Annotated in this window: 19 protein-coding genes; 13 read left to right on the plus strand and 6 right to left on the minus strand. The window is 57.4% G+C overall.

Annotated features, from left to right (window positions below; all coding sequences use genetic code 11):
• Positions 1-358: 358 nt before the first annotated feature.
• From H7849_RS00085 to H7849_RS00095, 3 genes are all read left to right on the plus strand, one after another.
• Positions 359-3,070 (plus strand): TonB-dependent receptor, encoded by a 2,712-nt coding sequence (locus H7849_RS00085; RefSeq protein WP_186743425.1) that lies wholly within the window; start codon positions 359-361, stop codon positions 3,068-3,070.
• A gap of 713 nt (positions 3,071-3,783) precedes the next feature.
• Entirely contained in the window at positions 3,784-4,257 is a 474-nt protein-coding gene (locus H7849_RS00090; RefSeq protein WP_186743426.1) for a MarR family winged helix-turn-helix transcriptional regulator, read from the plus strand.
• Between the two features lie 67 nt (positions 4,258-4,324).
• Positions 4,325-4,756 (plus strand): DUF1398 family protein, encoded by a 432-nt coding sequence (locus H7849_RS00095; RefSeq protein WP_186743427.1) that lies wholly within the window; start codon positions 4,325-4,327, stop codon positions 4,754-4,756.
• A 318-nt stretch (positions 4,757-5,074) separates the two neighbouring features.
• On the opposite strand, the gene H7849_RS00100 is transcribed toward H7849_RS00095, so the two are convergent.
• Positions 5,075-5,962 (minus strand): aldo/keto reductase, encoded by an 888-nt coding sequence (locus tag H7849_RS00100; protein ID WP_186743428.1) that lies wholly within the window; start codon positions 5,960-5,962, stop codon positions 5,075-5,077.
• 200 nt (positions 5,963-6,162) lie between these two features.
• On the opposite strand from H7849_RS00100, the gene H7849_RS00105 reads away from it, so the two are divergent.
• The 4 genes from H7849_RS00105 to H7849_RS00120 all read left to right on the plus strand — a co-directional run bounded on the left by H7849_RS00105 (position 6,163) and on the right by H7849_RS00120 (position 9,960).
• Positions 6,163-6,801, plus strand: coding sequence for a DJ-1/PfpI family protein (locus H7849_RS00105; RefSeq protein ID WP_186743429.1), 639 nt, complete (start codon positions 6,163-6,165; stop codon positions 6,799-6,801).
• Between the two features lie 246 nt (positions 6,802-7,047).
• Entirely contained in the window at positions 7,048-8,061 is a 1,014-nt protein-coding gene (locus tag H7849_RS00110) for a PhoH family protein (RefSeq protein ID WP_186743430.1), read from the plus strand.
• Positions 8,062-8,182: 121 nt separating this feature from the next.
• On the plus strand, positions 8,183-8,674 hold the full coding sequence (ybeY, locus tag H7849_RS00115) for an rRNA maturation RNase YbeY (RefSeq protein WP_251106508.1): 492 nt from the start codon (positions 8,183-8,185) through the stop codon (positions 8,672-8,674).
• Positions 8,671-9,960, plus strand: a complete 1,290-nt coding sequence (locus H7849_RS00120; protein WP_186743432.1) for a hemolysin family protein — start codon at positions 8,671-8,673, stop codon at positions 9,958-9,960. The genes ybeY and H7849_RS00120 overlap by 4 nt, the downstream gene beginning before the upstream one ends.
• On the opposite strand, the gene H7849_RS00125 is transcribed toward H7849_RS00120, so the two are convergent.
• Positions 9,950-10,351, minus strand: a complete 402-nt coding sequence (locus H7849_RS00125) for a vitamin K epoxide reductase family protein (protein ID WP_186743433.1) — start codon at positions 10,349-10,351, stop codon at positions 9,950-9,952. The two genes, H7849_RS00120 and H7849_RS00125, sit on opposite strands and share 11 nt — an antisense overlap.
• A 57-nt stretch (positions 10,352-10,408) precedes the next feature.
• On the opposite strand from H7849_RS00125, the gene H7849_RS00130 reads away from it, so the two are divergent.
• Positions 10,409-11,023: a DsbA family protein gene (locus tag H7849_RS00130; protein ID WP_186743434.1), complete on the plus strand. Its 615-nt coding sequence runs from the start codon at positions 10,409-10,411 to the stop codon at positions 11,021-11,023.
• Positions 11,020-12,039, plus strand: coding sequence for a GTPase Era (gene era / locus H7849_RS00135; RefSeq protein WP_186747037.1), 1,020 nt, complete (start codon positions 11,020-11,022; stop codon positions 12,037-12,039). The genes H7849_RS00130 and era overlap by 4 nt, the downstream gene beginning before the upstream one ends.
• A 5-nt stretch (positions 12,040-12,044) precedes the next feature.
• Here the strand turns inward: era and H7849_RS00140 are convergent, their stop codons facing one another.
• Together H7849_RS00140 and H7849_RS00145 are read right to left on the minus strand one after the other, a co-directional pair.
• A complete protein-coding gene (locus H7849_RS00140; RefSeq protein WP_186743435.1) occupies positions 12,045-13,400 on the minus strand; it encodes a sigma-54-dependent transcriptional regulator in 1,356 nt (451 codons plus the stop codon).
• Positions 13,397-15,685 (minus strand): sensor histidine kinase, encoded by a 2,289-nt coding sequence (locus tag H7849_RS00145; RefSeq protein WP_186743436.1) that lies wholly within the window; start codon positions 15,683-15,685, stop codon positions 13,397-13,399. The genes H7849_RS00140 and H7849_RS00145 overlap by 4 nt, the downstream gene beginning before the upstream one ends.
• A gap of 114 nt (positions 15,686-15,799) precedes the next feature.
• On the opposite strand from H7849_RS00145, the gene H7849_RS00150 reads away from it, so the two are divergent.
• Entirely contained in the window at positions 15,800-16,582 is a 783-nt protein-coding gene (locus H7849_RS00150) for a hypothetical protein (protein WP_186743437.1), read from the plus strand.
• Between the two features lie 55 nt (positions 16,583-16,637).
• Here the strand turns inward: H7849_RS00150 and ald are convergent, their stop codons facing one another.
• Both ald and H7849_RS00160 read right to left on the minus strand, forming a co-directional pair.
• Entirely contained in the window at positions 16,638-17,753 is a 1,116-nt protein-coding gene (gene ald / locus H7849_RS00155; RefSeq protein ID WP_186743438.1) for an alanine dehydrogenase, read from the minus strand.
• A gap of 12 nt (positions 17,754-17,765) precedes the next feature.
• Positions 17,766-19,250, minus strand: coding sequence for an aldehyde dehydrogenase family protein (locus H7849_RS00160; RefSeq protein WP_186743439.1), 1,485 nt, complete (start codon positions 19,248-19,250; stop codon positions 17,766-17,768).
• Positions 19,251-19,460: 210 nt separating this feature from the next.
• Between H7849_RS00160 and H7849_RS00165 the strand changes: the two genes are divergently transcribed.
• The 3 genes from H7849_RS00165 to mreD are packed head-to-tail and all read left to right on the plus strand — an operon-like array spanning position 19,461 to position 23,142.
• Positions 19,461-20,525 (plus strand): rod shape-determining protein, encoded by a 1,065-nt coding sequence (locus H7849_RS00165; protein WP_285288920.1) that lies wholly within the window; start codon positions 19,461-19,463, stop codon positions 20,523-20,525.
• A gap of 50 nt (positions 20,526-20,575) precedes the next feature.
• Positions 20,576-22,621 (plus strand): rod shape-determining protein MreC, encoded by a 2,046-nt coding sequence (gene mreC, locus H7849_RS00170; protein ID WP_186743440.1) that lies wholly within the window; start codon positions 20,576-20,578, stop codon positions 22,619-22,621.
• A complete protein-coding gene (mreD, locus tag H7849_RS00175) occupies positions 22,618-23,142 on the plus strand; it encodes a rod shape-determining protein MreD (RefSeq protein WP_186743441.1) in 525 nt (174 codons plus the stop codon). The genes mreC and mreD overlap by 4 nt, the downstream gene beginning before the upstream one ends.
• Positions 23,143-23,241 lie beyond the last annotated feature (99 nt).

Genomic DNA, 23,241 nt, shown 5'->3' on the forward strand with positions numbered 1-23,241 from the left:
AATCCGCTGAGATGCGACATTCGCACCAATTCGGCAAGGTCTTTGTTCTGGCTCTGAGCCTGTTCTTGGTGTTTTTCATGACCGCCGAAGTTTCTCACTCTCATTCTGCGGATCCAGCTTCTCTCGTAGCGGCAGATCATTGTCAATTTTGTACGACGGCTCACGTTGCCACACCCAGTCAGCCAGCCTGGCTCACTGAATATGTCCTTCATCTCATCTGCCACGTTTCCATCGGCGAGCCCCGCCTGGAATCCGGCCTAACTGTTTTCACATCATTTATTCGTCCTCCGCCCACTGATTCGGCTATCGCCTAAGCGGTATTACCCCAACAAATCAGTGAAAATCTGGAGGCTTTACTATGCGCACTCTTGGTCGCGCCATTCTTCTTTGCGCGTTCGTGTTTCTGTCTTCAACGATCCTTACTCACGTTTTTGCTCAATCCAACTCCGGCTCTGTCAGCGGCACAGTTACTGACGCCACGGGAGCCGTCGTACCCGGAGCCTCTGTCACCATAGAGAACCCGGTCAGCGGGTATTCGAGAAGTACAACAACCGACAACACAGGCCGTTTCCAGTTCACGAACGTCCCGTTCAATCCATATCACCTGACGACAAGCAAGCAGGGATTTGACACCTCAGCTCAGGATGTTGACGTCAGTTCCGTTGTTCCTGTCACCGCAAACATCAACCTCAAGGTTGGCGAGGCAGCGGTGACGACGGTAGTTGTCACCGGCGAAGACCTGGTCGAGAACGACACGACCATGCATACTGACATTGACCGCGGACTTTTCCAGAAGCTGCCGCTGGAAAGCCAGTCATCTTCTGTGAGTTCGCTGGTGACGCTGGCGTCGCCTGGTGTTGCTGCAGACTCCAACGGCCTCTTCCATGGCATGGGCGACCATGCTTCGAATTCCTTCTCTGTGGATGGACAGCCGATCACCGACCAGCAGAGCAAAGTGTTTTCCAATCAGATCCCTGCTGATTCGGTCCAGTCCCTTGAAGTGATCGACGGCGCGCCACCTGCCGAGTACGGTGACAAGACAAGCCTTGTCATCAAAGTGACCACGCGTTCCGGCCAAGGCCTGAAAAAGCCAACCGGCAGCATCAACACTTCATACGGCACCTTCGGATCCGTTACCGGTGGTTTCGATCTTGGCTATGGCGGTGACAACTGGGGCAATTTCATCAGCGCCGACGGCCTCAATACCAGCCGTTTTCTCGATCCGCCGGAGTTCAAGGTTTTCCACGCCAAGGGCAACGAGGAAAACATCTTCGACCGTGTCGATTACAACCTGACCCAGGCCGACTCTCTCCACCTGAACCTGAACTACACACGCTCCTGGTTCCAGACCCCCAACGCCTATGACAACCTGAACGTCTTCGATCAGTTCGGCAACAGCCTCGGCGAGACCGACCAGAAATCGAAGATTGAAACGTACAATATCGCGCCCACCTATACACGCCTGATCAGCAACAGCTCGGTATTCAACTTCGGCGGGTACGTCCGCAAAGACGCTTATAATTACTACCCCAGTGGCAACCTGCTTGCTGACCTCGGGCCGATTCAGTCAGAGAGTATCAAGCAGCAGCGCTCGCTTCTGAATACCGGTGCCCATACAGACATCTCATATGTGAAGGGCATTCATAATGCCAAGGTCGGCGCCGTTTACGAACAGACCTTCCTGCGCGAGCACAACAGTCTTGGCATTGTCAATCCAGACACAAATGCGCCCTGCCTGGACATCAATGGAAACCCTCTCAATGGATTCACCGATCCCTCGCAGTGCGCCGCTGCCGGTGACACGCCGAATCCTAACTTTAATCCCACCCTTCTTCCCTATGACCTCACGCGCGGCGGAAGCAACTATCTTTTCTTCGGGCATACGGATGTAAAGGAGCTCTCTATGTATGCTGAAGACCAGATCAAGACGGGCAATTGGCTCTTCAACGTCGGCATTCGCGGCGATTTGTATAACGGCCTGGTTCGCGAGCGCCAGGCAGAGCCGCGCCTGGGAATCGCATACAGCATCAAGCCTTCGAACACGGTCCTGCGAGTCTCTTATGCGCGCACACTGGAAACGCCATTTAATGAGAATCTCGTTCTTTCCAGCACCGGATGCGGCGATCCCGTTCTTTCTCCGATACTCCTCTGCACGCCAGGAGTCAGCGGCAGATTGAATCCGGGCTTCCGCAACGAGTTCCACGCCGGATTCCAGCAGGCCTTCGGCAAATATGCGGTCATCAGCGGCGAGTACATCTGGAAGTACACCCACAATGCGTTCGACTTCAGCATTCTCGGCAATACGCCTATCTTCTTCCCTATCGACTGGCACAACTCTAAGATTCCGGGATTCACTCTGCGCGCCGATGTGCCCAACTTCCATAACATCAGCGCGTTTGTAGTGATGTCGTCGGTGGCGGCGCGCTTCTTCCCGCCGCAGATTGCAGGCGCGGGCGCGACCGTCGGACAGAGTGGCTTTCCCTTCCGCATCGACCACGATGAGCGCTACAACGAGACCACGCACATCCAGTACCAGATGCCCTTCCGCAAAAGCACCTGGTATTCGTTCAACTGGAGATACGACAGCGGGCTGGTTGCCGGCAACGCACCGTGTTATGGGTTGACGGATCCAAACAGCCCCTGCCTGCTCTCCTCGACGCAACTCAACGGTCAACCGGCGATCAAACTGGTGAATGCCTTCGGTGCGCCACTTACAGGCGACCAGGAGTTCCAGGCCGGTTTCGCCTGCAACGGCGTCAAAGCGACTCCCTATAGCCCTTTGCCTGGCGTTTGCCTGGCCTCGCAATTCTCCTCGAGCCTGATCTCAATTCCCGCCCCGGGTACCGGTAACAATGATACGAACCCGCAGCGAATCCAGCCGCGTAGCCTTTTCGACATGGCTATGGGAGACGACAACATCTTCAGCGGCGACCGTTATCGCTGGGGCGCACGCGTTACGGCTGTCAACGTGACGAACAAGTACGCGCTCTACAACTTCCTCTCCACCTTCAGCGGTACGCACTACGTTACGCCACGGGCGATCACAGGACAGATCAGCTTCTCATTCTGAAAGGCAATGTTCGCGGCATTACTATGTGACGCCGCGAGCATGGCAGCAGTGGTTGGCCTTCCATTTTTTTGATCACCCTCACCGGAACCGGAGAAGCATCTTGGGCAATAAGCAGGAGCTTGTTGCCCAGGATGATCTTAGGGACAACTGCCTTATGCCTCGGTATCTAGTCTTTGGCAGGAGTAGTAAACAAAGAATTCGCGGAATCCGATGGAGGCGTTGTGAAGTTCTGTCTCTTCTGTTCCTGGTCATGTTGATGACCGTTCTGGCAGCATTCCTCACAGTCTGGTATGAGTTCCATCACGTCGACTAGATCCTCCCTGGTTTCCGGTTAGTCGGCTATACGGAAGTTTGCCGGATCGGGGATCGGGAGGCTTGTCAGCGCGGAGACCAGTGGTGATCGTCCGGCCCAGACGCTTGGCGATGCGCTGGGCAAGCGCTAAGCCCACTCGACAGTTCATCGATGTCGCGCTCGAATCCGGCAAACACGACCGACAAACTAGCCATCGCCGGGGTGCCCCCTGTCTCGCTTTTGAGACATGGAATTGCCTTGCGCAGCAAGGCCAGGGTGAAAGCATCGGCCTTTAGGCCGATGAATAGCCACCAAAAACAAAAGGGGCTTCAGCCCCTGGCTTCATTGCACGAACCGTCTGTCAAAAAGAATTCACAGGCTCCTCTTGACATATAGTTGCCTTAGCAACTATCATGATTTCATGAAGAAGAACATTCCATCCGAAGTACAGGTCAGCGGACTGGAAGCGCATCTCGGCTACTGGCTTCGCTTCGTCTCGAACTCTGTCTCGGCGGAGTTTGCACGCAAGGTCGCGGCCGAGGGCGTCACAGTCTCGGAATGGGTGGTGATGCGCGTCCTGTTCGACCATAACGAGATGCAGCCCAAGGAACTGGCCACAGCAATCGGGATGACAAAAGGACCGGTTTCACGCTTGATCGATAGGCTGCTGGCCAAAAAGCTGATCGCGCGCCGGGCGCATGCGTCCGATGGCCGTGCGCAGATCGTTCGATTGACGCCGGGTGGCCGGGCGCTGGTGCCGAAGCTGGCCGCGCTGGCGGATGCGAACGACGCGGAGTTCTTCGCGCACTTTTCCGAAGCCGAAAAGCACCAGCTGGTGAAGGCGATGCGCAAAACGGTGGAAGTACACGGATTGTCGGCGGTCCCAGTGGAATAGAACGCACCTGTCCAGGCGGGCGAGGCTTCGCCGCCTCAGCTAATTCACAAGAAACAAAGGAGTGTTTATGCCAATCAACGTTAGCGAAAGGGAAACAATGTTAGACGAACAGACAGTGGCAGTGATGACCGAGTGCAGCGTGGGATCGATCGAGGGAAAGCTGCGCTTTCCGCAGGTCCTTGAGAAACTGGCAGCGATCGGGGTCGAGTCCTATCACGCCGATCTCTACCGCCAGGAAAAGACCTACTACCTGCCGAGCGGCGAATCGCACGCCGAGGAGCTTGCATTCGGCGACTATCAGGTAGCGGATGCCTTTGACATGAGCGGCGTGCGTCGCGCTTTGTTGCGCGTGCAGCAACAGCAGACCAGCTATCTCGAATTCATCGAGGAGATTGCTGTCTCAGGAGTGGCGCATTACTGGGTCTACATCGGAGGAAGGCGGGCAATCTATGCCAGCCGACGTGGCGAAGAGTGGGTCGAGTGGTTCCCGCTGCCCTGAATTCTGTCTCTGGCAGATCCGGCCCATCGGAAATTCTGTCAAGAGGCAAAACGTCAAATAAATATGCAACTAACTGAATCTAAAAGACAAAAAACTGGCGCAAATTGGCGTGTTTTTGCACTGAAATTGCTATTCTGGAATAGAGGGATCTTTTCAGGAATTCGATTCCTGCTTCCATCAGACCCCCTGCTAAGTGATTGAAAACACTAGAAACGATCTAAAGCCATTAATATCAATAATATAGCGGGGGATGATCCCCCGCTATATTATTGAAAACAAAGGAAACCCTACCGCAGAGTGGGGGAGGGGGTGTAAGCCCTACCCCCGCAGGCTCGCCGGCGGCGGTTCCACTGCCGCAAGCTCCCGGTAAGCTGCATCTGGCAGCGCCAGGCTCGCAGCCGCAACGTTTTCTTCAAGGTGAGCGACCGAAGAAGTTCCCGGGATGGGGATGATGACCTTCGACCGCTTGAGCAGCCACGCAAGCGCCACCTGGAGCGGTGTAGCGCGGAGTTCTTTGGCTACTTTTTCGAGTGCCTCATGGGCGGCACGGTTCTGCCCAAGCGGAGCCCACGGCAGAAAGGCGATGTCGTTCTTCTCGCAGTAGTTGAGGACGAAGTCCCATTCGCGGTCAGCGAAGCTGTAGCGATTCTGCACCGAGACGATGGGAACGATCTTGCGCGCCCGCTCGATGTACTCCTGCGCAACATTCGAGAGCGCAACGTGACGGATCTTACCTTGCCTCTGCAACTCCGCCAGCGTCTCCATCGACGCGTCGAACGAAACTGCAGGATCAGGAATATGCAGCTGATAGATATCAATGCGGTCCAGGCTTAGGCGATTAAGGCTGCCTTCTACCGCCTTCCGCAGGTGTTCCGGGCTGGCGTTATGAACCCACTGCCCCGGACCAACGCGCTCCCATCCGCCCTTGGTTGCGACCACAAGTCCAGCCGGATACGGATGCAGCGCCTCGGCGATCAACTCCTCAGAGACATATGGCCCATAGGAGTCAGCCGTATCGACGAAGTTGACGCCCAACTCAACAGTGCGGCGTAGGGTAGCAAGCGCGGCCGCCTTGTCAGCCGGTGGCCCCCATATGCCGTTGCCGGTAATGCGCATGGCCCCGTAGCCCAGGCGGTTGACGGTGAGGTCGCCACCAATGGTGAAGGTTCCGGCGGCTGCGGCAGTAATGGATTGGGTCTGGCTCATGGTCTCAACTCCTTTTCGGTTCTCATCCTAAATAGATGAGCAGAGCGAGTTCGTCGACTCGATCACTGCTATCTGTACGCGATCACATTTTCTTATTCGGCATGAATTTTCGTGATCGACTTTACAGGAAATTGACGGACTCGCGAGCTTTCGTCCTCCATCCTAAGATAGAAGAATCTCTCTTGCAGAAGGAGTGGACGATGAGTACGGCAAAGCTATTGCTGCTGGCGGGCGATTACGTAGAGGACTACGAGATCATGGTGCCTTTCCAGGCGTTGCAAATGGTTGGGCACACGGTGCATGTGGTTTGCCCGGACAAGAAGGCTGGGCAATTTGTGCGAACGTCGATTCACGACTTTGAAGGCGACCAAACGTATACGGAAAAAGTCGGGCATAACTTTGTGCTGAATGCGACGTTTGCGGATGTTCGGGCTCAAGAGTATGACGGGGTAATCATTCCAGGTGGCCGTTCACCGGAATACATCCGGTTGAACCAAAAAGTGCTTGATATCGTAAGGCATTTTTTCGATGAGAATAAGCCGGTTGCGGCAATCTGTCATGCGGCTCAGCTTCTGGCTGCCGCCGATGTGATTGAGGGCAGGAAATTGAGCGCCTATCCGGCATCTGCTCCAGATGTGAAGCTGGCTGGAGGTAAGTACATTGAAGTGCCGATGACCGAGGCGGTCGTGGATGGGAATCTGGTGACGGGGCCGGCGTGGCCTGCGCTTTCGACATGGATGGCGAAGTTTTTGGTGGTGATTGATACGTATCTTGCCGAAAAAGCACAACCTGTTAGGGCTTCTCTTGGTTCGGCTACGGTTGGAGCGACGAATCTTTAAGGGAAGAAGCCACTTCGATACGACTTTGCCGTCTTTTCATCAATTCGCCATTGACTCGAAACTGGAGCAGCGCTACTCTGAGCCCATAAACGGCGTAGATTTGGTGCAAACTGCCAATCCGATGTTCCGGCTACCGCATCCAACCACTGTGGTGCCAACTACGCTGTCTTCCGCCCCCCGAATCCTTAAAACCAAATTACACATGGCGACTGTCCCCACAGTTGACATAGGAGGTTATTTCTCCGCTTGATGAAAAAAGCGTTGGAAATCACGCCAAATCTTGAGCCCCTGTTTGGGACCCGCGACGAAAATCTGAGACTCATGGAAGATTCCCTCCATGTGCGCATCGATCTGAAATCAGATGCTGTGCAGGTGGAAGGCCCGCAGGAGAGCCTCGCGCGTGTCGAACGCATCTTTGCCGATTATGAGCATTTGCGCCGGAATGGCGTAAATCTCCAGAACGGCGAGCTTCACGGCATGCTGAAGCTTGTCGTTTGCGATCCGGCGGTGACGCTGCGCAGCCTTGTCGAGAGTGGCAAGCAGCGCTCGGCGGGCATTAAGCGCATGGTGCAGCCGCGTTCGCTCAACCAGCGGCATTACGTCGAGGCGATCGAGCAGACAGACATGGTCTTCGGCATCGGGCCAGCCGGAACGGGCAAGACATACCTTGCCGTCGCGATGGCAGCTGCGGCGCTCTTGGCGAAGAAGGTGAGCCGGATTGTTCTCGTGCGTCCGGCGGTGGAAGCGGGCGAACGGCTCGGATTTCTGCCGGGCAGTCTGCAGGAGAAGGTCGATCCGTATCTGCGCCCGTTGTATGACGCGCTTTACGATCTGCTGGAGCCTGAGCGCGTGGACAAGATGCTGGAGCGCAACGTGATCGAGGTGGCCCCGTTGGCGTTCATGCGCGGGCGCACGCTGAACGATGCGTTCATCATCATGGACGAGGCGCAGAATACGACCAGCGAACAGATGAAGATGTTCCTGACGCGTCTCGGCAACAACGCGAAGGCTGTGATTACAGGCGACGTGACCCAGATCGATTTGCCGAATCCGCGCAAGTCAGGGCTGATTGAAGCGATGAATATTCTCGACGGCGTGGATGGCATTCGCTTTATTCGCTTTGAGGATGGCGATGTGGTGCGACACCATCTGGTGCAGCGCATCATTCGTGCCTACGACAGTTTCGGACGTGGACAACAGGAGCTTCCGCTTACGCTGCCGGAATCGGACCAGAAGCGGGCCCCGTCAAAACCGCAATAAATCAAAACCGGTTGCGGTACCATCAAAAGGTGAGGGCAGGCGGTAATGGGCTGTCTGCTCTTCTTGCCGCCGCATGATCCTGATCGAGCCAGACGCCGCGACTGCATCAGATGGACCTGAGTTGAAAAGGCGCAAGGCTGCGCTCAAGCTGCCTGAACTCCGGCAGTTTCTATCTAAAGCAAAATCCGAAGTGGGTTTAGATGGAGAGGTATCGGTGTTGCTTGGCAGCGACACGACGATTCGCACGCTGAACCGCAACTTCCGCAAGAAGGACAAAGCCACCGATGTGTTGTCGTTCCCGGTCGACGGGTTTCAGGGCGAGGGGCCGAAACAAGCAGGGGATCTTGCGATTTCGCTCGATACGGCACAACGGCAGGCCAGCGAGCATGGGCATTCGCTCCTGATGGAAGTGAAAATCCTGATGCTGCACGGATTGTTGCATCTGGCTGGTTATGACCACGAAACCGACTCGGGACAGATGGCGGGGAAGGAAAGAGTGTTGCGGAAAGAGTTTGATTTGCCGTCGGGGCTGATTCAGCGGAGTACTAAGCCACCTGTCAAGCAGGCCAAGAAAGTGAGCGCGGGCATCAAGAAGCGAGGCCGCCTGCGATGAACGTTGAATCTGCCATATTGATTACTTTCCTGCTGATGGTGCTCACGCTGGCCTCATATGTGGACCGGCTCTATTCGGAGATGGGGAAGTTTCTTTCCCGCGAATTTCAGGAGAACATTGATGCGTGGGAGCAGCGCGTGGAGCCGAAGCTCGGGCTGAGCCGCGAGCATCTGACTCTATCCGCGGCGGTACTGTCGCAGCTTTCGCTGGCTTGCCTGACGTTAATTTTTGGGATGCTGCTCTTCGATCGTGCCTCGGCGGTCGACCGGCCCACATTTGGGGAGATTGGGCAGGCCGTTCTTGGCGTAGTGCTGGTAATTGTGCTCTTCAATCGGCTGCTGCCCTTTGTGTTCTTTACGCGCACACGAGGATTGTGGGTCGTGCGCGTCCGCTGGCTGCTGCAGTTTCTCTTCTACCTGATGCTTCCCGTCACCTTGTTCCTCGGCTTTCTGCTGTCGATTGCCGCACTGGCTGAGCCGCCAAAAACGGAAGAGGACACTACATCCTCTGAAGCTGTCGAAGCGCTCATTGAAGCAGGTGAGGAAGAAGGAATCATTGAAGAGGGCGACCGCGAGCTGGTCCGGTCAGCGGTGGAATTCGGCGATAAGGTAGTGCGCGAGGTCATGACGCCGCGCCCGGAGATGCTGGCGATTCAAGGATCAGAGACGCTGGAAGAGCTGCTGCGATTGATTGATAAGCACCCAGTGTCGCGTGTGCCGGTGTATGAGACGACGCTTGATCATATTACGGGAATTGCCTTTGCGCATGACCTCCTGCGCGTGAGCGATGAGGCTGCGCGGACGCGCAGCGTTGCCAGCATTCAGCGGCCTGCCGCTTTCGTCCCGGAGACAAAGAAGGTCAATGAACTGCTGCGCGAGATGCAACGGGAAAAGCAACACATGCGCCTTGTGATTGACGAATACGGCGGTGTAGCGGGTCTGGTAACGATCGAAGACCTGCTTGAAGAAATTGTTGGCTCCATCGCGGACGAGCACGAAGAGGATGAGCTTGAGGTACCGAAGCACGAGGCAGACGGTTCGTGGCTTGTTCCGGGAAATCTGGATATCGAGCGGTTGGAAGCGCTCTTCGGCGAACAGTGGGAAGTGCCTGAAGATTACGAGGCCACCACAGTTGCAGGACTGGTGAGCGAGGTTGCCGGGCGGATTCCGATGCCGGGCGAGGTAGTCGAGGAAGACGGCCTGCGGTTTGAGGTGCTTGCTTCGACCGACCGCCGCATCGAACGGCTGCGCGTCTCGCGCAAGCTGGCAGAAACAGCTACGCCGTAGTTTTTCGCGAACTGATGGCGACCGCGATGGAAAGCAGCGCAATAAACGCCATGATCCCCTGTGAAATGACGCAATAGAGGCACCAGGTCTGAAGAATCCGGGCCTCAATGCTGGTGAGATAGAGGGTGAAGGCAAGGCCGGCGAGTGCTGTTACCAGGAGCAGCCGGTAACGCCGGAAGAGTGCAAGGATTGCGATGACTACATAGCCCACGATACCGATGGTGGCGACGGGAATCCCTAACATCACCGAGTAGCGGCTATGGTTGACGATCCCGCAATCCCAGTGAGCGTTGATGTCGCATGGCGGTGCGTCCATCGAATAGTGAATGCGCAGAGCCAGGACTGCAACGATGACTCCAGCAACGGCGAGAAGGGCGACCAGGTAACGCATAGGAATGATTTCAGTCTAAAGGCTGCGGGGCTCACGATAGAATTTAGAAAGGAAATTATGTTACGTACTCTTTTTGCACTTGTCGGAGCCTGTGCGCTCGTTTTTGGAACCGCGACCCAGAGCAAGGCTGCAATGGATCAAAGTGCGCTAAAGCCGCCAGCCGGAGCGAAGGTTGCGCTGATTGAGTTTGCTGATCTGGAATGTCCGAGCTGCGCCCATCAGAACCCTCTGTTGAAAGATGCCGCGGCGAAGTATCACATTCCTTGGGAACGGCACGATTTTCCAATCCAGTACCATCACTGGAGTTCGGTGGCTGCAATCAATGCACGCTGGTTCGATACCAAGTCGCAGAAGCTGGGCGACGACTACCGTGATGCCGTTTTCGCGAGTCAGATGAGCATCGCGACGCCGGATGATCTGCGGAGTTTCACCGACAAATTTGCCAAGGACCATGGTGTTGCCATGCCCTTCGTCATTGACCCGCAGGGCAAGCTGGCGGCGGCGGTGAAGGCAGACTATGACCTTGGCGTAAGCCTCGGTGTGCATCAAACGCCTACCGTTTGGATCGTGACCGATAAGCACGGTGTGACAAACGCAACGCAGGTGACGGATTTCAACAAGCTCTATTCGATGCTTGATGCTGCTGTGGCCGCGACCAGTGGCGGGAAATAGCATTGCGGTCCGGGTTTGTATCGATTCTTGGCCGGCCGAACGTCGGCAAGTCAACATTGTTGAATGCGCTGGTGGGCGAGAAAGTTGCCATCGTCACCAGCAAGCCCCAAACCACGCGCACGCGCATCAACGGAGTTGTAGAAGTCGCTGCACGCAAGGGAAAGCATCCGGCAGCGCAAATTGTTTTTGTTGACACGCCGGGAGTGCACAAGCCGGGATCGTGGCTTGACCGGCGCATGATGCAGGAAGTGCATGACGCGCTTGAGAGTCGGGATGTGGTCCTGCTCATGGTGGACGCGACACGGCGTCTTGATTTGCCGCAGCCAGAGTTGCAAAAAAAAGATACCGACAGCGACCAGAAGAAAAAACGTGGTGCGAGCGAAGACACGTTTGTGCTGGAGCTGATCCGAAAGCTTGATTGCCCGGTGTTTCTAGTGATCAACAAGATCGATCTGATTCCCCGAGAGAATTTACTGCCGCTGATTACGCAGTTGAGTGCACTGCATTCGTTTGCCGAGGTGTTTCCGATTTCAGCGCGCAAACGCGATGGGCTGGATCGGCTGATAACAAAGTTGGTTGAATATCTGCCGGAGGGACAGCGCTACTTCCCGAAGGATCAGTACACGGATCAGCCGGAACGTTTTCTTGTAGCGGAGCTGATTCGCGAGCGGATTCTGCAGGAGACCGGCGAAGAAGTCCCTTACGCTTCCGCTGTTGTGATTGAGCGGTTTGAAGAACCGGAGGCGAGTGCGAAGAATCCGCTGACGCGTATCGCAGCGGCGATTTATTGCGAGCGCGATGGGCAGAAAGCGATTCTGATTGGCAAAGGCGGGGCCAAGCTGAAGAGCATTGGGACCAATGCCCGCAAAGAGATCGAATCGCTGCTGGGCACGCGGGTCTTTCTTGAGCTGCATGTGATCGTGGAAGAGAACTGGCGCGAGCGCCGCGGATTTGTCGAATCGCTGGATTGGCGAAGGCAGATCGAAGAGCTTGGCAAGCGCGACGAAGAGAAGTAGCCGTCCTATTCGCGGACGCTTATGCCCAGCGTGCGCATTTTCCGATAGAGATGGCTGCGCTCCAGCCCAAGCGACTCAGCCGCGCGGCTGATGTTGCCGTGGCACTCATCGATTTTTTTCAGGATGTAGTCGCGCTCGTAGGCTTCGCGTGCCTGGTGCAGTGTGCTGAAGTCTTCGCTGCGTTTGCTCGTGCCTCGATGCACCAGCATGGGCAGGTGCTTGCGCTCGATGCGCGGAGCCTGCGGGTTGAGGATCAGGACACGCTCGATGAGATTTTTCAGCTCACGCACATTGCCGGGCCAGTGGTATTGCTTGAGCAGATCAATGGCGTCTTCGCCAATGTCGACGCGGGTGCGGCCATATTCACGCCCGAAGGCTCGCAGAAAATCACGAGTGAGGAGCGAAATGTCTTCCTTGCGGTCGCGCAGCGGCGGAACGTAAAACGGGATTACGTTTAAGCGGTAAAAAAGGTCTTCGCGAAAGTTGCCCTTCGCAATCTCCTCTTCAAGATTCTTATTGGTTGCCGCAATGACGCGAACGTCGACGCTCATGGCGTGCAATGCACCGACCGGCGTGAAGCGCTGCTCGTCCAGCGCGCGTAATACCTTTGCCTGCGTCTTCAGGCTCATATCACCGACTTCATCGAGAAAAAGAGTGCCGCCGTCAGCCCGTTCGAAGGTGCCGCGTTTTTCTGGCGGACCTCCAGGAATCGCGCTATTGCGATAGCCGAAGAGTTCGCTTTCGATGTAGTCCTCGGGGATGGCGGCGCAGTTCAGCTCGACGAAGACGCGGTCACGGCGCTGGCTCTCGGCGTGGATAGCGCGCGCGATGAGTTCCTTGCCGCTCCCGGACTCGCCGAAGATAAGAACGCGGCCATTCGTTGGCGCCATGAGCCTGATCTGCTGACGCAGCGCCTTGGCTGCAACGCTCTCGCCTGTGATGGGCGTCTGCAGCGCAAGCTGGCGTTTGAATTCGAGATTCTCGCTGCGCAGCCGTTTGGCCTCGATCGCATTCTTGACGACGATCAGCGTTCTCTCGAGCGAGAGCGGCTTTTCCAGGAAGTCGAAGGCGCCGAGCTTCGTGGCGCGCACAGCGGTCTCAATCGTACCGTGCCCGGAGATGATGATGACCTCAGGCTTATTGTCGGTTTCGAGCGAACGAATTTCGTTCAGCACTTCGAGGCCGTCGCGATCAGGCAGCCAGATGTCGAGAAGCATGACATCGTAGCTGACATCCCGCAACAGTACGAGTGCCTCGTTGCCCGTTCCGGTGCTGGCGACGGCGTAATTCTCTTCACGCAGGATTTCTTCGAGGAGCTTGCGAATATCAGCTTCGTCATCCACGACCAGGAGGTGATTCATCGAGCGGCCTTGTCGAAAGAGGTTTGAGCTTGGATCGTTTGCACTGCTTCGCTGCCGTTGATATTGCCATTCGTATGTGTTGCGAAGGGAAGCTCGATAATAAAGCGCGCGCCAAGAGGATGGTTCTGCTCTGCGCGAATGGCTCCTTGATGATCCTGAATGATCTTGGACGCGATGGCGAGTCCGAGGCCGGTGCCGCGCTGTTTTGTTGAGAAGTATGGCAGGAAGAGGCGCTCCCGAGTCTCATCGGTCAGACCGTGACCGGTGTCAGTGATCGTGACTTCCGCCATTTCGTGATGATCCGTAAGACCGGTTTCGACGGTCAATACGCGCAGGCGGCTCTCCTGCATAGCCTCGGCAGCATTATCGATCAGATTCGCGAGGGCGCGCTTCAATGCTTCCGCATCCGCCATGACGGGCGGAAGCTGCGGGGAAAGGCGCACGTCCACGCGGATGTCGCCGAGCCGGTCTTCAAAGAGGCGCAGCGCATTTTGCACGATGAAATTGAGGTCGGCCGGCTTCGGATGAGCGGTCGGAAATTGTGCCAGCGCCGCGAATTGATCGACCAGCGTGCGCAGAGTTTCAACCGAGCCGAGGATCACGTCACTGCAGGAGCGGATGACGCCCGGCGACTCCGGCGCGTTGCGATCGATATGTCTCTTGATGCGCTCTGCCGAAAGGGCGATCGGCGTGAGCGGATTCTTGATCTCGTGCGCGATACGTTGCGCGACTTCCTTCCATGCAAGCTGCCGTTGTGCCTGGAGAAACTCCGTGACGTCCTCAAGCACGAGAATAGAACCGCGGCGGTTCTGGCCAAGTTGCAGCATGGCCATGGTGGCGGCAAGGTTCAACTTGCCTTTGGGGTTGCGCATCTCGAATTCGGTTGCGGCGACTCCCATGCGTTGCGCGCGACGCGCAAGCAGGGTGAGTTCGTTGGCGATGTCCTCGGGAACGACGCTGGTGAGCGGAATGCCGCTGAGAGACTGCGGCGCTCCCGGCGGCAGAAGATCGGCGAAGGCCTGATTGGCCTGCGTGATTTGAAGCGTCGCGTCCAGGGTAACTACGCCGCCCGGAATGGTCTCAAGAATCGTTTCGAGCTCGCGGCGGCGCTCTTCCAGTGTGGTATTGGCCTCGAACAGTTGCGATGTCGACTGCTCGGCGATCATGCGGCTCTGTTCAAGATCGGCCGCCATGTGATTGAAGGCTTGCAGGAGTTCGCCGAGTTCTTCCGTTGCGGAGATGGTGACGCGCTGCTGATAATGTCCGGCGGCGATCTCATCCATTGCATCGGCCAGATTTTCCAGCGGCCGCGTAATCTGCTTTGAGAAAAACCAGGCAAGCCAACTGCTGGCAAAAAATGTCAGCGCAGTGAGCAGAAGCAGCAATAGCAGGTAGGTACTGCGAATGCTGCGGCGCTGGCGGTAGATGGCCCAGTATTGCTCCGTGCCCGCGCGGATTTCGCCCACCGTTTTGCTTAGACCTGATGGCAGCGGCAGGCCGACGACGATGATCCCGCCGCCCGATGTGCTTGCCATTCCGAGCGCGTAGTCTGTGTCGCCGATAGAAGCCACAGGCTCGTCGGTACGTTGCGCAGCTTTGCGAATGACCGATGTCGGCGGTTGCCCACTCTGCACCTGGGTCGCATTATCGTCCATCCATGCGCGGATTTTGACGGGTCCGGATGCTGATGGCAGCTGGTATTGCGTGATCGCGTTCTCATCTCTATAAATGACGGCGAAACCACCCTGCAGGGTGATGCGATGCGTCCGTATCTCGTCGAGCAAGGCAGTGGTATTTCCTGCCTGGTAGTTCAGCCCGATGGCTTCAGAGCGGGCGAGCGATTCGGCTTCTGCACGCGCATTCTGCGTGACGTAATGCGAGAGCTCAAGAGCAATGCGGGTCGAATCTTCGCGCAATTGCGATACAGGTTGCGAGAACCAGCGGTCGATGGAGCGGTTCATCAGCCCGAAGCTGAAGAAGAACATGAAAGCCGCAGGCGCAAACGAGAGCAGCAAAGCTCCAACGAGCATGCGGGAACGCAGACGCGATCCGAGCAGGCGGTTGCGCCGGTCGGCATAGATCTTGAGGATATTCCGCGATAACAGCACCAGTAGCAGAAGGAAGAGCAGGAAGACGATGACAGTAAGTGTAGTGAATAGAAAGATTGCTGCTACGCTGTGGGGGTAAAGGAAATTCAGTCTGAAGGCGTTAAGCGAAGCCAGCACGAGGAGCAGCACGATGAGGATGCTACCAAGAGCGATGATCGTGACTCGCTTGTGCTTCATATTTGGCACTCCACATTATAGGCGCTAGGCTATGTATCTCTTTTAGAAATACGAGGAAAGACAGTTAGCAGTTGCGCAACCAGATAATTTTGAAAAAACATCTAAGAGGCTACGATGAAAAATCTCAAGGTAACCCCCGCTCTGATCACGATGGCTTTTGCTACCTTGCTCCTCGCCGGTGGCTGCAACAAGAAATCAGATTCTGCTACAGACACCGCGCAGCAACCGGCGCAACTTGCGGCGGATCAGAGTGCGCAGCAAGCTGCAACTGCTCCGCCTGCTCCAAGTACTTCGCCGTCACAGCCGGCCGCATCCGCGCCTGCGCCTTCCAGCACGGCCGTTACCCCCGCCGCATCTGCTCCGCAGGAGGCTCCGGCGCCCCCGCCGCCACTCGTGATTCCCGCAGGTACGCATATTCGCGTCTCTCTTGCGCAGGAGTTGGGATCGAAGATCAGTCAGACCGGGCAAGGTTTCAATGCAACGGTAGCGGACCCGATCGTGGTGAATGGAGTGACGGTGGTCCGCGCGGGCGCTGCTGCTTCGGGGACGGTGGTGGATGCAAAATCACTCGGACGATTCAAGGGACAGGCGGAGCTTGCCATTCGATTGGATAGCATTCGCGCCGAGGGTGGAACGTATCCGATTGCGACCAGCACGGTAGATCGCGTCGAAAAAGGCAAAGGCAAACGCACGGCAGGGTTCATTGGTGGCGGTGCGGGGCTGGGTGCACTGATCGGCGGACTCGCGGGCGGTGGCAAGGGCGCGCTGATTGGCGGACTGGCAGGCGCGGGTGCGGGGACGGCTGGCTCAGCCTTCACGGGCAACAAGGAGATCGTAATTCCGGCCGAAACTCTGCTCACGTTTCGACTGGAGCATTCGGTGGAACTGCGCCGATAGCGGTTCAACTCAGAAAAAACGGGCGGCCTTTGCCGCCCGTTTTTCTTGCCGGATGCTATGCGAGCAGCTCGCGGACGGGCTTCCAATCTTTCTTCTGCGACTTGGCCACCGGCTCGCAGGTGAGGATGCCATCGTAAGTGTTGACGCCGTCACGAATGCCGTCGTCTTCAAGGATCGCTGTTTTTGTGCCGCGCTGCGCAAGGCGCATGACATACGCAAACGTTGCGTTTGTCAGCGCAAGTGTGGATGTGTTCGGCACGGCCGCGGGCATGTTCGTGACACAATAGTGCACCACTCCATTGACTTCATAAGACGGCTTGCTGTGGGTCGTCGGCTTCGCGGTTTCGATGCAGCCACCCTGGTCGATCGCCACGTCAACGATGACGGCGCCCTTCTTCATCTTTTCGACCATGGCTTTGGTGACGATCTTTGGTGCGGCTGCGCCCGGTATCAGAACGCCTCCGATAACGAGATCGGCTTCCTGCACGGTGCGCGCGATGTTATAGGAGTTCGACGCGAGGGTGAAGAGCTTGCCGTTGAAGATGTCGTCGAGTTCGCGCAGACGGTTTAGGTTGAGATCAACAATGGTGACTTTTGCGCCCATGCCGACTGCGATCTTTGCCGCGTTCGTGCCGACGATGCCGCCTCCAATGATGCAGACATTCGCCGGAGGCACACCAGGTACGCCGCCGAGCAGGAGGCCGCGGCCGCCCTTTTCCTTTTCGAGATACGAAGCGCCGACCTGCACCGACATGCGGCCCGCTACTTCAGACATTGGAGTGAGAAGAGGGAGCGTTCCTGCTTTGTCGCGAATGGTTTCGTAAGCGATGCCCGTCACTTTCTTCGTGAGGAGTTGCTCGGTGAGTTCAGGAACGGGCGCGAGGTGGAGATAGGTGAAGAGTACAAGTCCTTCGCGGAAGAAGCCGTATTCTTTCTCGATCGGCTCTTTCACCTTCACGACCATGTCGGCATTGCCCCAGACGTTATGGGCTGAGCCGACAATCTCCGCACCTGCAGCTTGGTATTCGTCGTCGGTAAAAGCGGAAAGCTCGCCGGCGTGAGTTTGGACGAGTACTTTGTGTCCTGCCTCGGTGAGAGCCTTCACGCCTGCGGGCGTGATGCCGACGCGGCTTTCGTGGTCTTTAACTTCCTTCGGTACTCCGATAATCATTCGTTCTCTCCCTCAGTCGATTTGTGCACGCTGCAATTTGTCCGAGTAGTCAACGTAGACTGATTTCCACGTTGTATAGAAGTCCAGAGCACCGGTGCCGCCTTCACGATGGCCGTTGCCGGTCTGCTTCACGCCACCGAAAGGCAGGTGAACTTCCGCGCCGATGGTAGGTGCGTTGACGTAGGTAATACCGGCTTCCAGGTCGCGCATGGCGCGGTAGGCGTGATTCACGTCGCGCGAATAGAGCGCGGTCGAGAGGCCGTACTGGATGCCATTCGCGATCCCGAGAGCTTCATCGAAGCTGCTGCATTCAATCAAGCTGACGACGGGACCGAAGACTTCCTCCTGCGCGATGCGCATGGTTGGTTTTACCCCAGCGAGCACTGTCGGCGCGAAGAATGTGCCGTTCGCATAGGGGCCGTCAGCGAGGCGCGCGCCTCCGCAGAGAAGCTTCGCCCCTTCGTCCTGCGCGATCTTGCTGTACTTGGTCGAGGTTTCAATCTGCTGCTCGTTGATCTGCGGGCCCATCTCGGTCGATTCGTCGAGACCATTGCCAACCTTGAGCGCTTTAGCGCGGGCGACGAGTTTTTCGGTGAAATCAGCAGCGATTTTCTTGTGCAGAATGATGCGGCTCGTTGCCGTGCAGCGCTGGCCTGCGGTGCCGAAGGCTCCCCAGACCGCTCCATCCAGCGCGAGGTCGAGGTTGGCGTCGTCGAGGACGATCATCGCGTTCTTGCCGCCCATCTCCAGCGAGCAAGGTTTGAAGTTCGCGGCCGCAGTCTGGCCGACGATGCGGCCTACTTCGGATGATCCAGTAAATGACACGGCGCGGACCCCAGGATGCGAAACGATGGGCGCGCCGGCGTCTGGGCCATATCCGGTGACGATGTTGACGACGCCTTTCGGTAGACCCGCGTCGATGAGCGTCTGGACCAGGTTGAATGTAGACAGCGGCGTGTCTTCTGCGGGCTTGATGACGCAGGTGTTGCCGCAGACGAGTGCAGGGAAAAGCTTCCACGAGGGAATGGCCATGGGAAAGTTCCAGGGCGCGATCATGCCGCACACGCCGACCGGCATGCGCACGGACATGGCGAACTTGTTCTGCAACTCGGACGGCGTGGTCTGGCCGAAGAGACGGCGGCCTTCGCCGGCCATGTAGTAGGCGGTGTCGATGGCTTCCTGCACGTCGCCGCGGGTTTCGGCGATGACCTTGCCCATCTCGCGCGTCATCTCCTGCGCATACTGCTCTTTGCGTTGCTCCAGCAACTGGCCGGTGCGATAGAGGATTTCGGCGCGCTTGGGAGCGGGAACGAGACGCCAGGTCTTGTAGGCAGCCTCGGCCGCTTTGACGGCTGCGTCCACATCTTCCGCGCCGGAGGACTGGAATTCGCCGACGATGTCATTCTTGTCGGCGGGATTGATGTTCAGGAAGGTCTTGCCGGTCTTTGCAGTGACCCACTGGCCGCCGATGAGGTTTTTGTAGAGCTCGTGTGACATGAAATCTGCTTTCGTGAGTGCGGAATAAGCCAAACTTAGCAGGATACAGGATGGCCCGCGAAGCTGCATGCAGTGAGCCATGCGTTACCGAAGATTGCGCGGCAACGCACATTCCTAGAAAAAGCCAAGAATTCCACGTGCCCGTTCGGTGCAGTAATTGCTTCGTGGCCTTACAATAGGTTGAAGTCCCTTTTTTTAAAGCATCTTTTCATGTCATCGAACGGTTTCTCTTCGCGCTCTTCGCGGTCGCACGGTCTGCGCTCGCTGTTCAGTATGTTTTCCAGTGACCTGGCCATTGATTTGGGCACTGCCAATACGCTCGTCTACGCCCGGGGCAAGGGCATCGTCGTGAACGAGCCCTCGATTGTCGCCATCAACAAAAATACGGGCGAGGTCGAAGCCGTGGGCAAGGAGGCCAAAGAGATGCTGGGCCGCACGCCCGGCAACATCGTGGCGATCAAGCCGATGAAGGACGGCGTAATCGCCGACTTCAAAGTCACAGAAAAGATGTTGAACTACTTCATTCAAAAGGCGCATAACCGCAAGATGCTGGTGCATCCGCGCATCGTGATCGGCGTGCCCTCTGAGATTACGCAGGTGGAAAAGCGCGCGGTGGAAGACTCGGCCTATCGCGCCAAGGCGAGTGAGGTCTTTCTTGTTGAACAGGCGATGGTTGCGGCCATCGGCGCGGGGCTGCCGATTACCGAGCCGTCGGGCAACATGGTTGTCGACATCGGTGGCGGGACCACCGATATTGCGGTGATTTCGCTGGCCGGCATTGTCTATTCGCGGTCGGTACGTATGGCCGGCAACCAGATGGATGAGGCAGTGATGAACTACCTCAAGCGGAAATACAATCTATTGATAGGCGAGCGCACGGCGGAGCAGATCAAGCAGGAGATTGGGTCCGCGTATCCGCTGGAGAAGCCGCTGACGATGGAGATCAAGGGACGCAACCTGATCGAAGGCGTGCCCAAAACCATCACCATCGACGACAGCGAGATTCGCGAGGCGCTGGGCGAGTGCATCTCGACGATCATGAATGCGATTCGCGTCGCGCTGGAGCGGACGCCACCTGAGCTCTCTGCCGATATCAGCGATCGCGGCATTGTGCTGACCGGTGGCGGCGCACTTATCAAGAACCTTGATAAGCGGATTCGCGAGGAGACTGGATTGCCGGTTTCGATCGCCGACGATCCGTTAGCCAGCGTGGTACTGGGGACGGGAAAAATGCTCAGCGACTTCCGTTTGCTGCGTAAGATCAAGATTGACTAGCTGTGCATCACCGGAACGCATATCGCGCGTAAGCATCGGGCATCATCACCATGGAATCCTTCTTCAGCCGTTATAAGAACGCCCTGGTCCTGATCGTGGTGCTTCTGGCACAGGTCATCGGCGTCGCCATACAGGTGCGCCGCCCTTTGCCGAAGGAGCATGCGCAGCCGGATGCCGGTGGTATACGCCTGATTCGCTACTGGGCGATCAGCTTGGTGTCGCCGCCGGAGCGGCTGGTGCATTGGCTGGGCACCAGCATTCTCGGCGTCTGGGACAACTATCTCGACCTGATCCATGTGCGGCAGCAAAATAAGGACCTTCAGTCAGAACTGCAGCGCATCCGTATCGAAGAAGGCGGGATCGTAGAGGATGCGCGGCAAGGGCAGCGGCTGCAGCAGTTGCTGGCTTTCAAGCAAAAGTACGTCTATCAGACGGTGCCCGCTCAGATCATTGGTACTTCCGGCACGGAACAGTCGCGCATTCTTTCGATTAATAAAGGATCGAAGGACGGAGTGGGCGTCGACATGCCGGTAATTACGCCCGAGGGAGTTGTTGGGCGGATTCGCGAAGTCTTTCCTCACACCAGCCAGGTACTCGAAATTACCGATCCGACCAGCGGCGCGGGCGTCATCCTTGCCACAACTCGCATCCGCGGCATCCTGCGTGGGACTGCGCTGGGCCAGCCGCAGGTGGTCAACGTGATGCCCGATGAGCGGATCAAGGCAGGCGAGCAGGTCGTGACCAGCGGTGGCGACCAGATTTTCCCGCGCGGACTGGCTGTTGGCGTTGTCGATCGCGTGGTGACCGATCCCGACCACGACCCGCTGGTGGATGTTTTGATTCATCCCGCGGCGAATCTCGCACAGCTGGAAGAAGTGCTGGTCATTACCAATATGGGCGACGTGATCACGCCCAAGCAGAAGCTGGACATGATGCAGAGTGAGGCAGCGGCGGATGCCGAGCAACTGAAGGCATCTGAGATTTTGGCGGAGCGGCTGCCGAGCCGGATCGATCCCGATGCGCCGAAGACCGATGATGAGAACAGCGACGATTCGGCGGACGCCCAAGGCGAGGGCATCGCCCGGCCGATGCGTCCACCGGCTGCGCTCCGTCCAGACCGCTTCACTCCGAATACAACTCCTGCGGCAGCAAGCCTGACCCCGGGTGCCCGCTTAGCCCCGCAATCGGAGGGTTCTGGGACCACCACGGCAAGCGCGGCAAAACCGCACGCGACAGTACCCGCAAGCGTCGGTTCGGAAAACCCCAACGTAACCGAAACCGCCGCTGCCGTGCCGAAGAAGAAAGGACCGGATCTGGTTCCCGACGATGGCAGCCGTCCGCCGTCGACAATGGCTGCGCATCCAACCACCCCGTCGTCAACGGCTAGCGCCTCCGCGCGCGAAGAGACAACAGGAGCCGCGCCGGTTCATGCGCCGATGGTAATGATGCCCGCGTCTTCGACTCATGGCCCGGCAACCGCGACCGGCAGTACCGCGACTTCCACCACCCGGCCAGCGGTCAATGGGTCAACAGTCAATGGGTCAGCGATCAATGGATCATCGGCCTCTTTCAACGGCGGCACAGCGCATACCACGAGCGCGAGCAACGGCGCCGCGACCCAGCCTCATGCGACAACAGCTGCCGGAGGCGGAGTTCCAGCTGCCACCAAGCCTGCGGGTAATTCCTCAGCGTTGAATGGCACAATCACTCATACGAATGCCACGGCAGGGAACGGCAGCACAGCATCGCCCGGAACCGCTGCTCTCCATGCAACGAACCCTCGGCCTGCCGCCGCAAGCGCGGACAACAGCGCGGGCGGTGAGGTCAAAACGAAGGTGGTAGTGGACGGCCCGCTGCCCTCAGGCGCGAAGAAGCCCCAGCCGTCCGCATCGACTGCCCCCGCGAGCCATCAAACTCCATCAGCGCAAACCCAGCAGACACAACATGCTCCAACCGCGCCGGCAGTGCAACACAAGGCGCCAGAGCTGGTTCCGGATGATGGCAGCCGTCCTCCTCCGACGATGTTGAAGCCCAAGCCGCAAACGCAGCCGACGGCTCCGGCGCAAACCCAGCCTCAAGGAGGCCGTCAGGGATGAGCAGGCTCATCGCCGCATCGCGGCGCGATGTTGAGGTTCAGCCGTATCCTCTGATCGTTTTCGTTCTGGTGCCGCTGCTGGCCCTGGGACTGCAGTCCTTTGTCTCGCTGCACTTCCAGCGCTTCGATATTCTGGACCTGCCGCTGCTCGTGACAATTTACTTCGCCATCACGCGGCGCAATCCGATTGCCGGCACCATCACAGGGGGAGTGATTGGCATCGCTCAGGATGCCCTTACTCGCCAGCCGCTCGGCATCTTTGGCATTTGCAAGTCGATCATCGGCTATCTGGCCGCATCGCTGGGAGTAAGAATCGACACGGAGAATCACGGCACGCGCGCGTTGCTGACGTTGGCCTTCGTGTTTTTGCATAGCGGCATGTACTGGGTGCTGGTGCGGAGGTTACTAGTGCAGCCGTACGCATGGAACTGGCTTCACGAACTGTTGCGGGCGCTGATCAATATGGTTGTTGGAGTCATTCTTTTCGCGCTGCTGGATCTCGCGAAGCGCAAGGAATACTAGCCGTCCACGTGTTCCTGAATAGGTTTGGTGAAGCGAAATGGTAATGGGGCGGAGACGGCGCAAGCCCGTGAATTGCGGGTATTCTAGTGGACAGGTTTG

The organism is Alloacidobacterium dinghuense, assembly GCF_014274465.1.
Taxonomy (GTDB): domain Bacteria; phylum Acidobacteriota; class Terriglobia; order Terriglobales; family Acidobacteriaceae; genus Alloacidobacterium; species Alloacidobacterium dinghuense.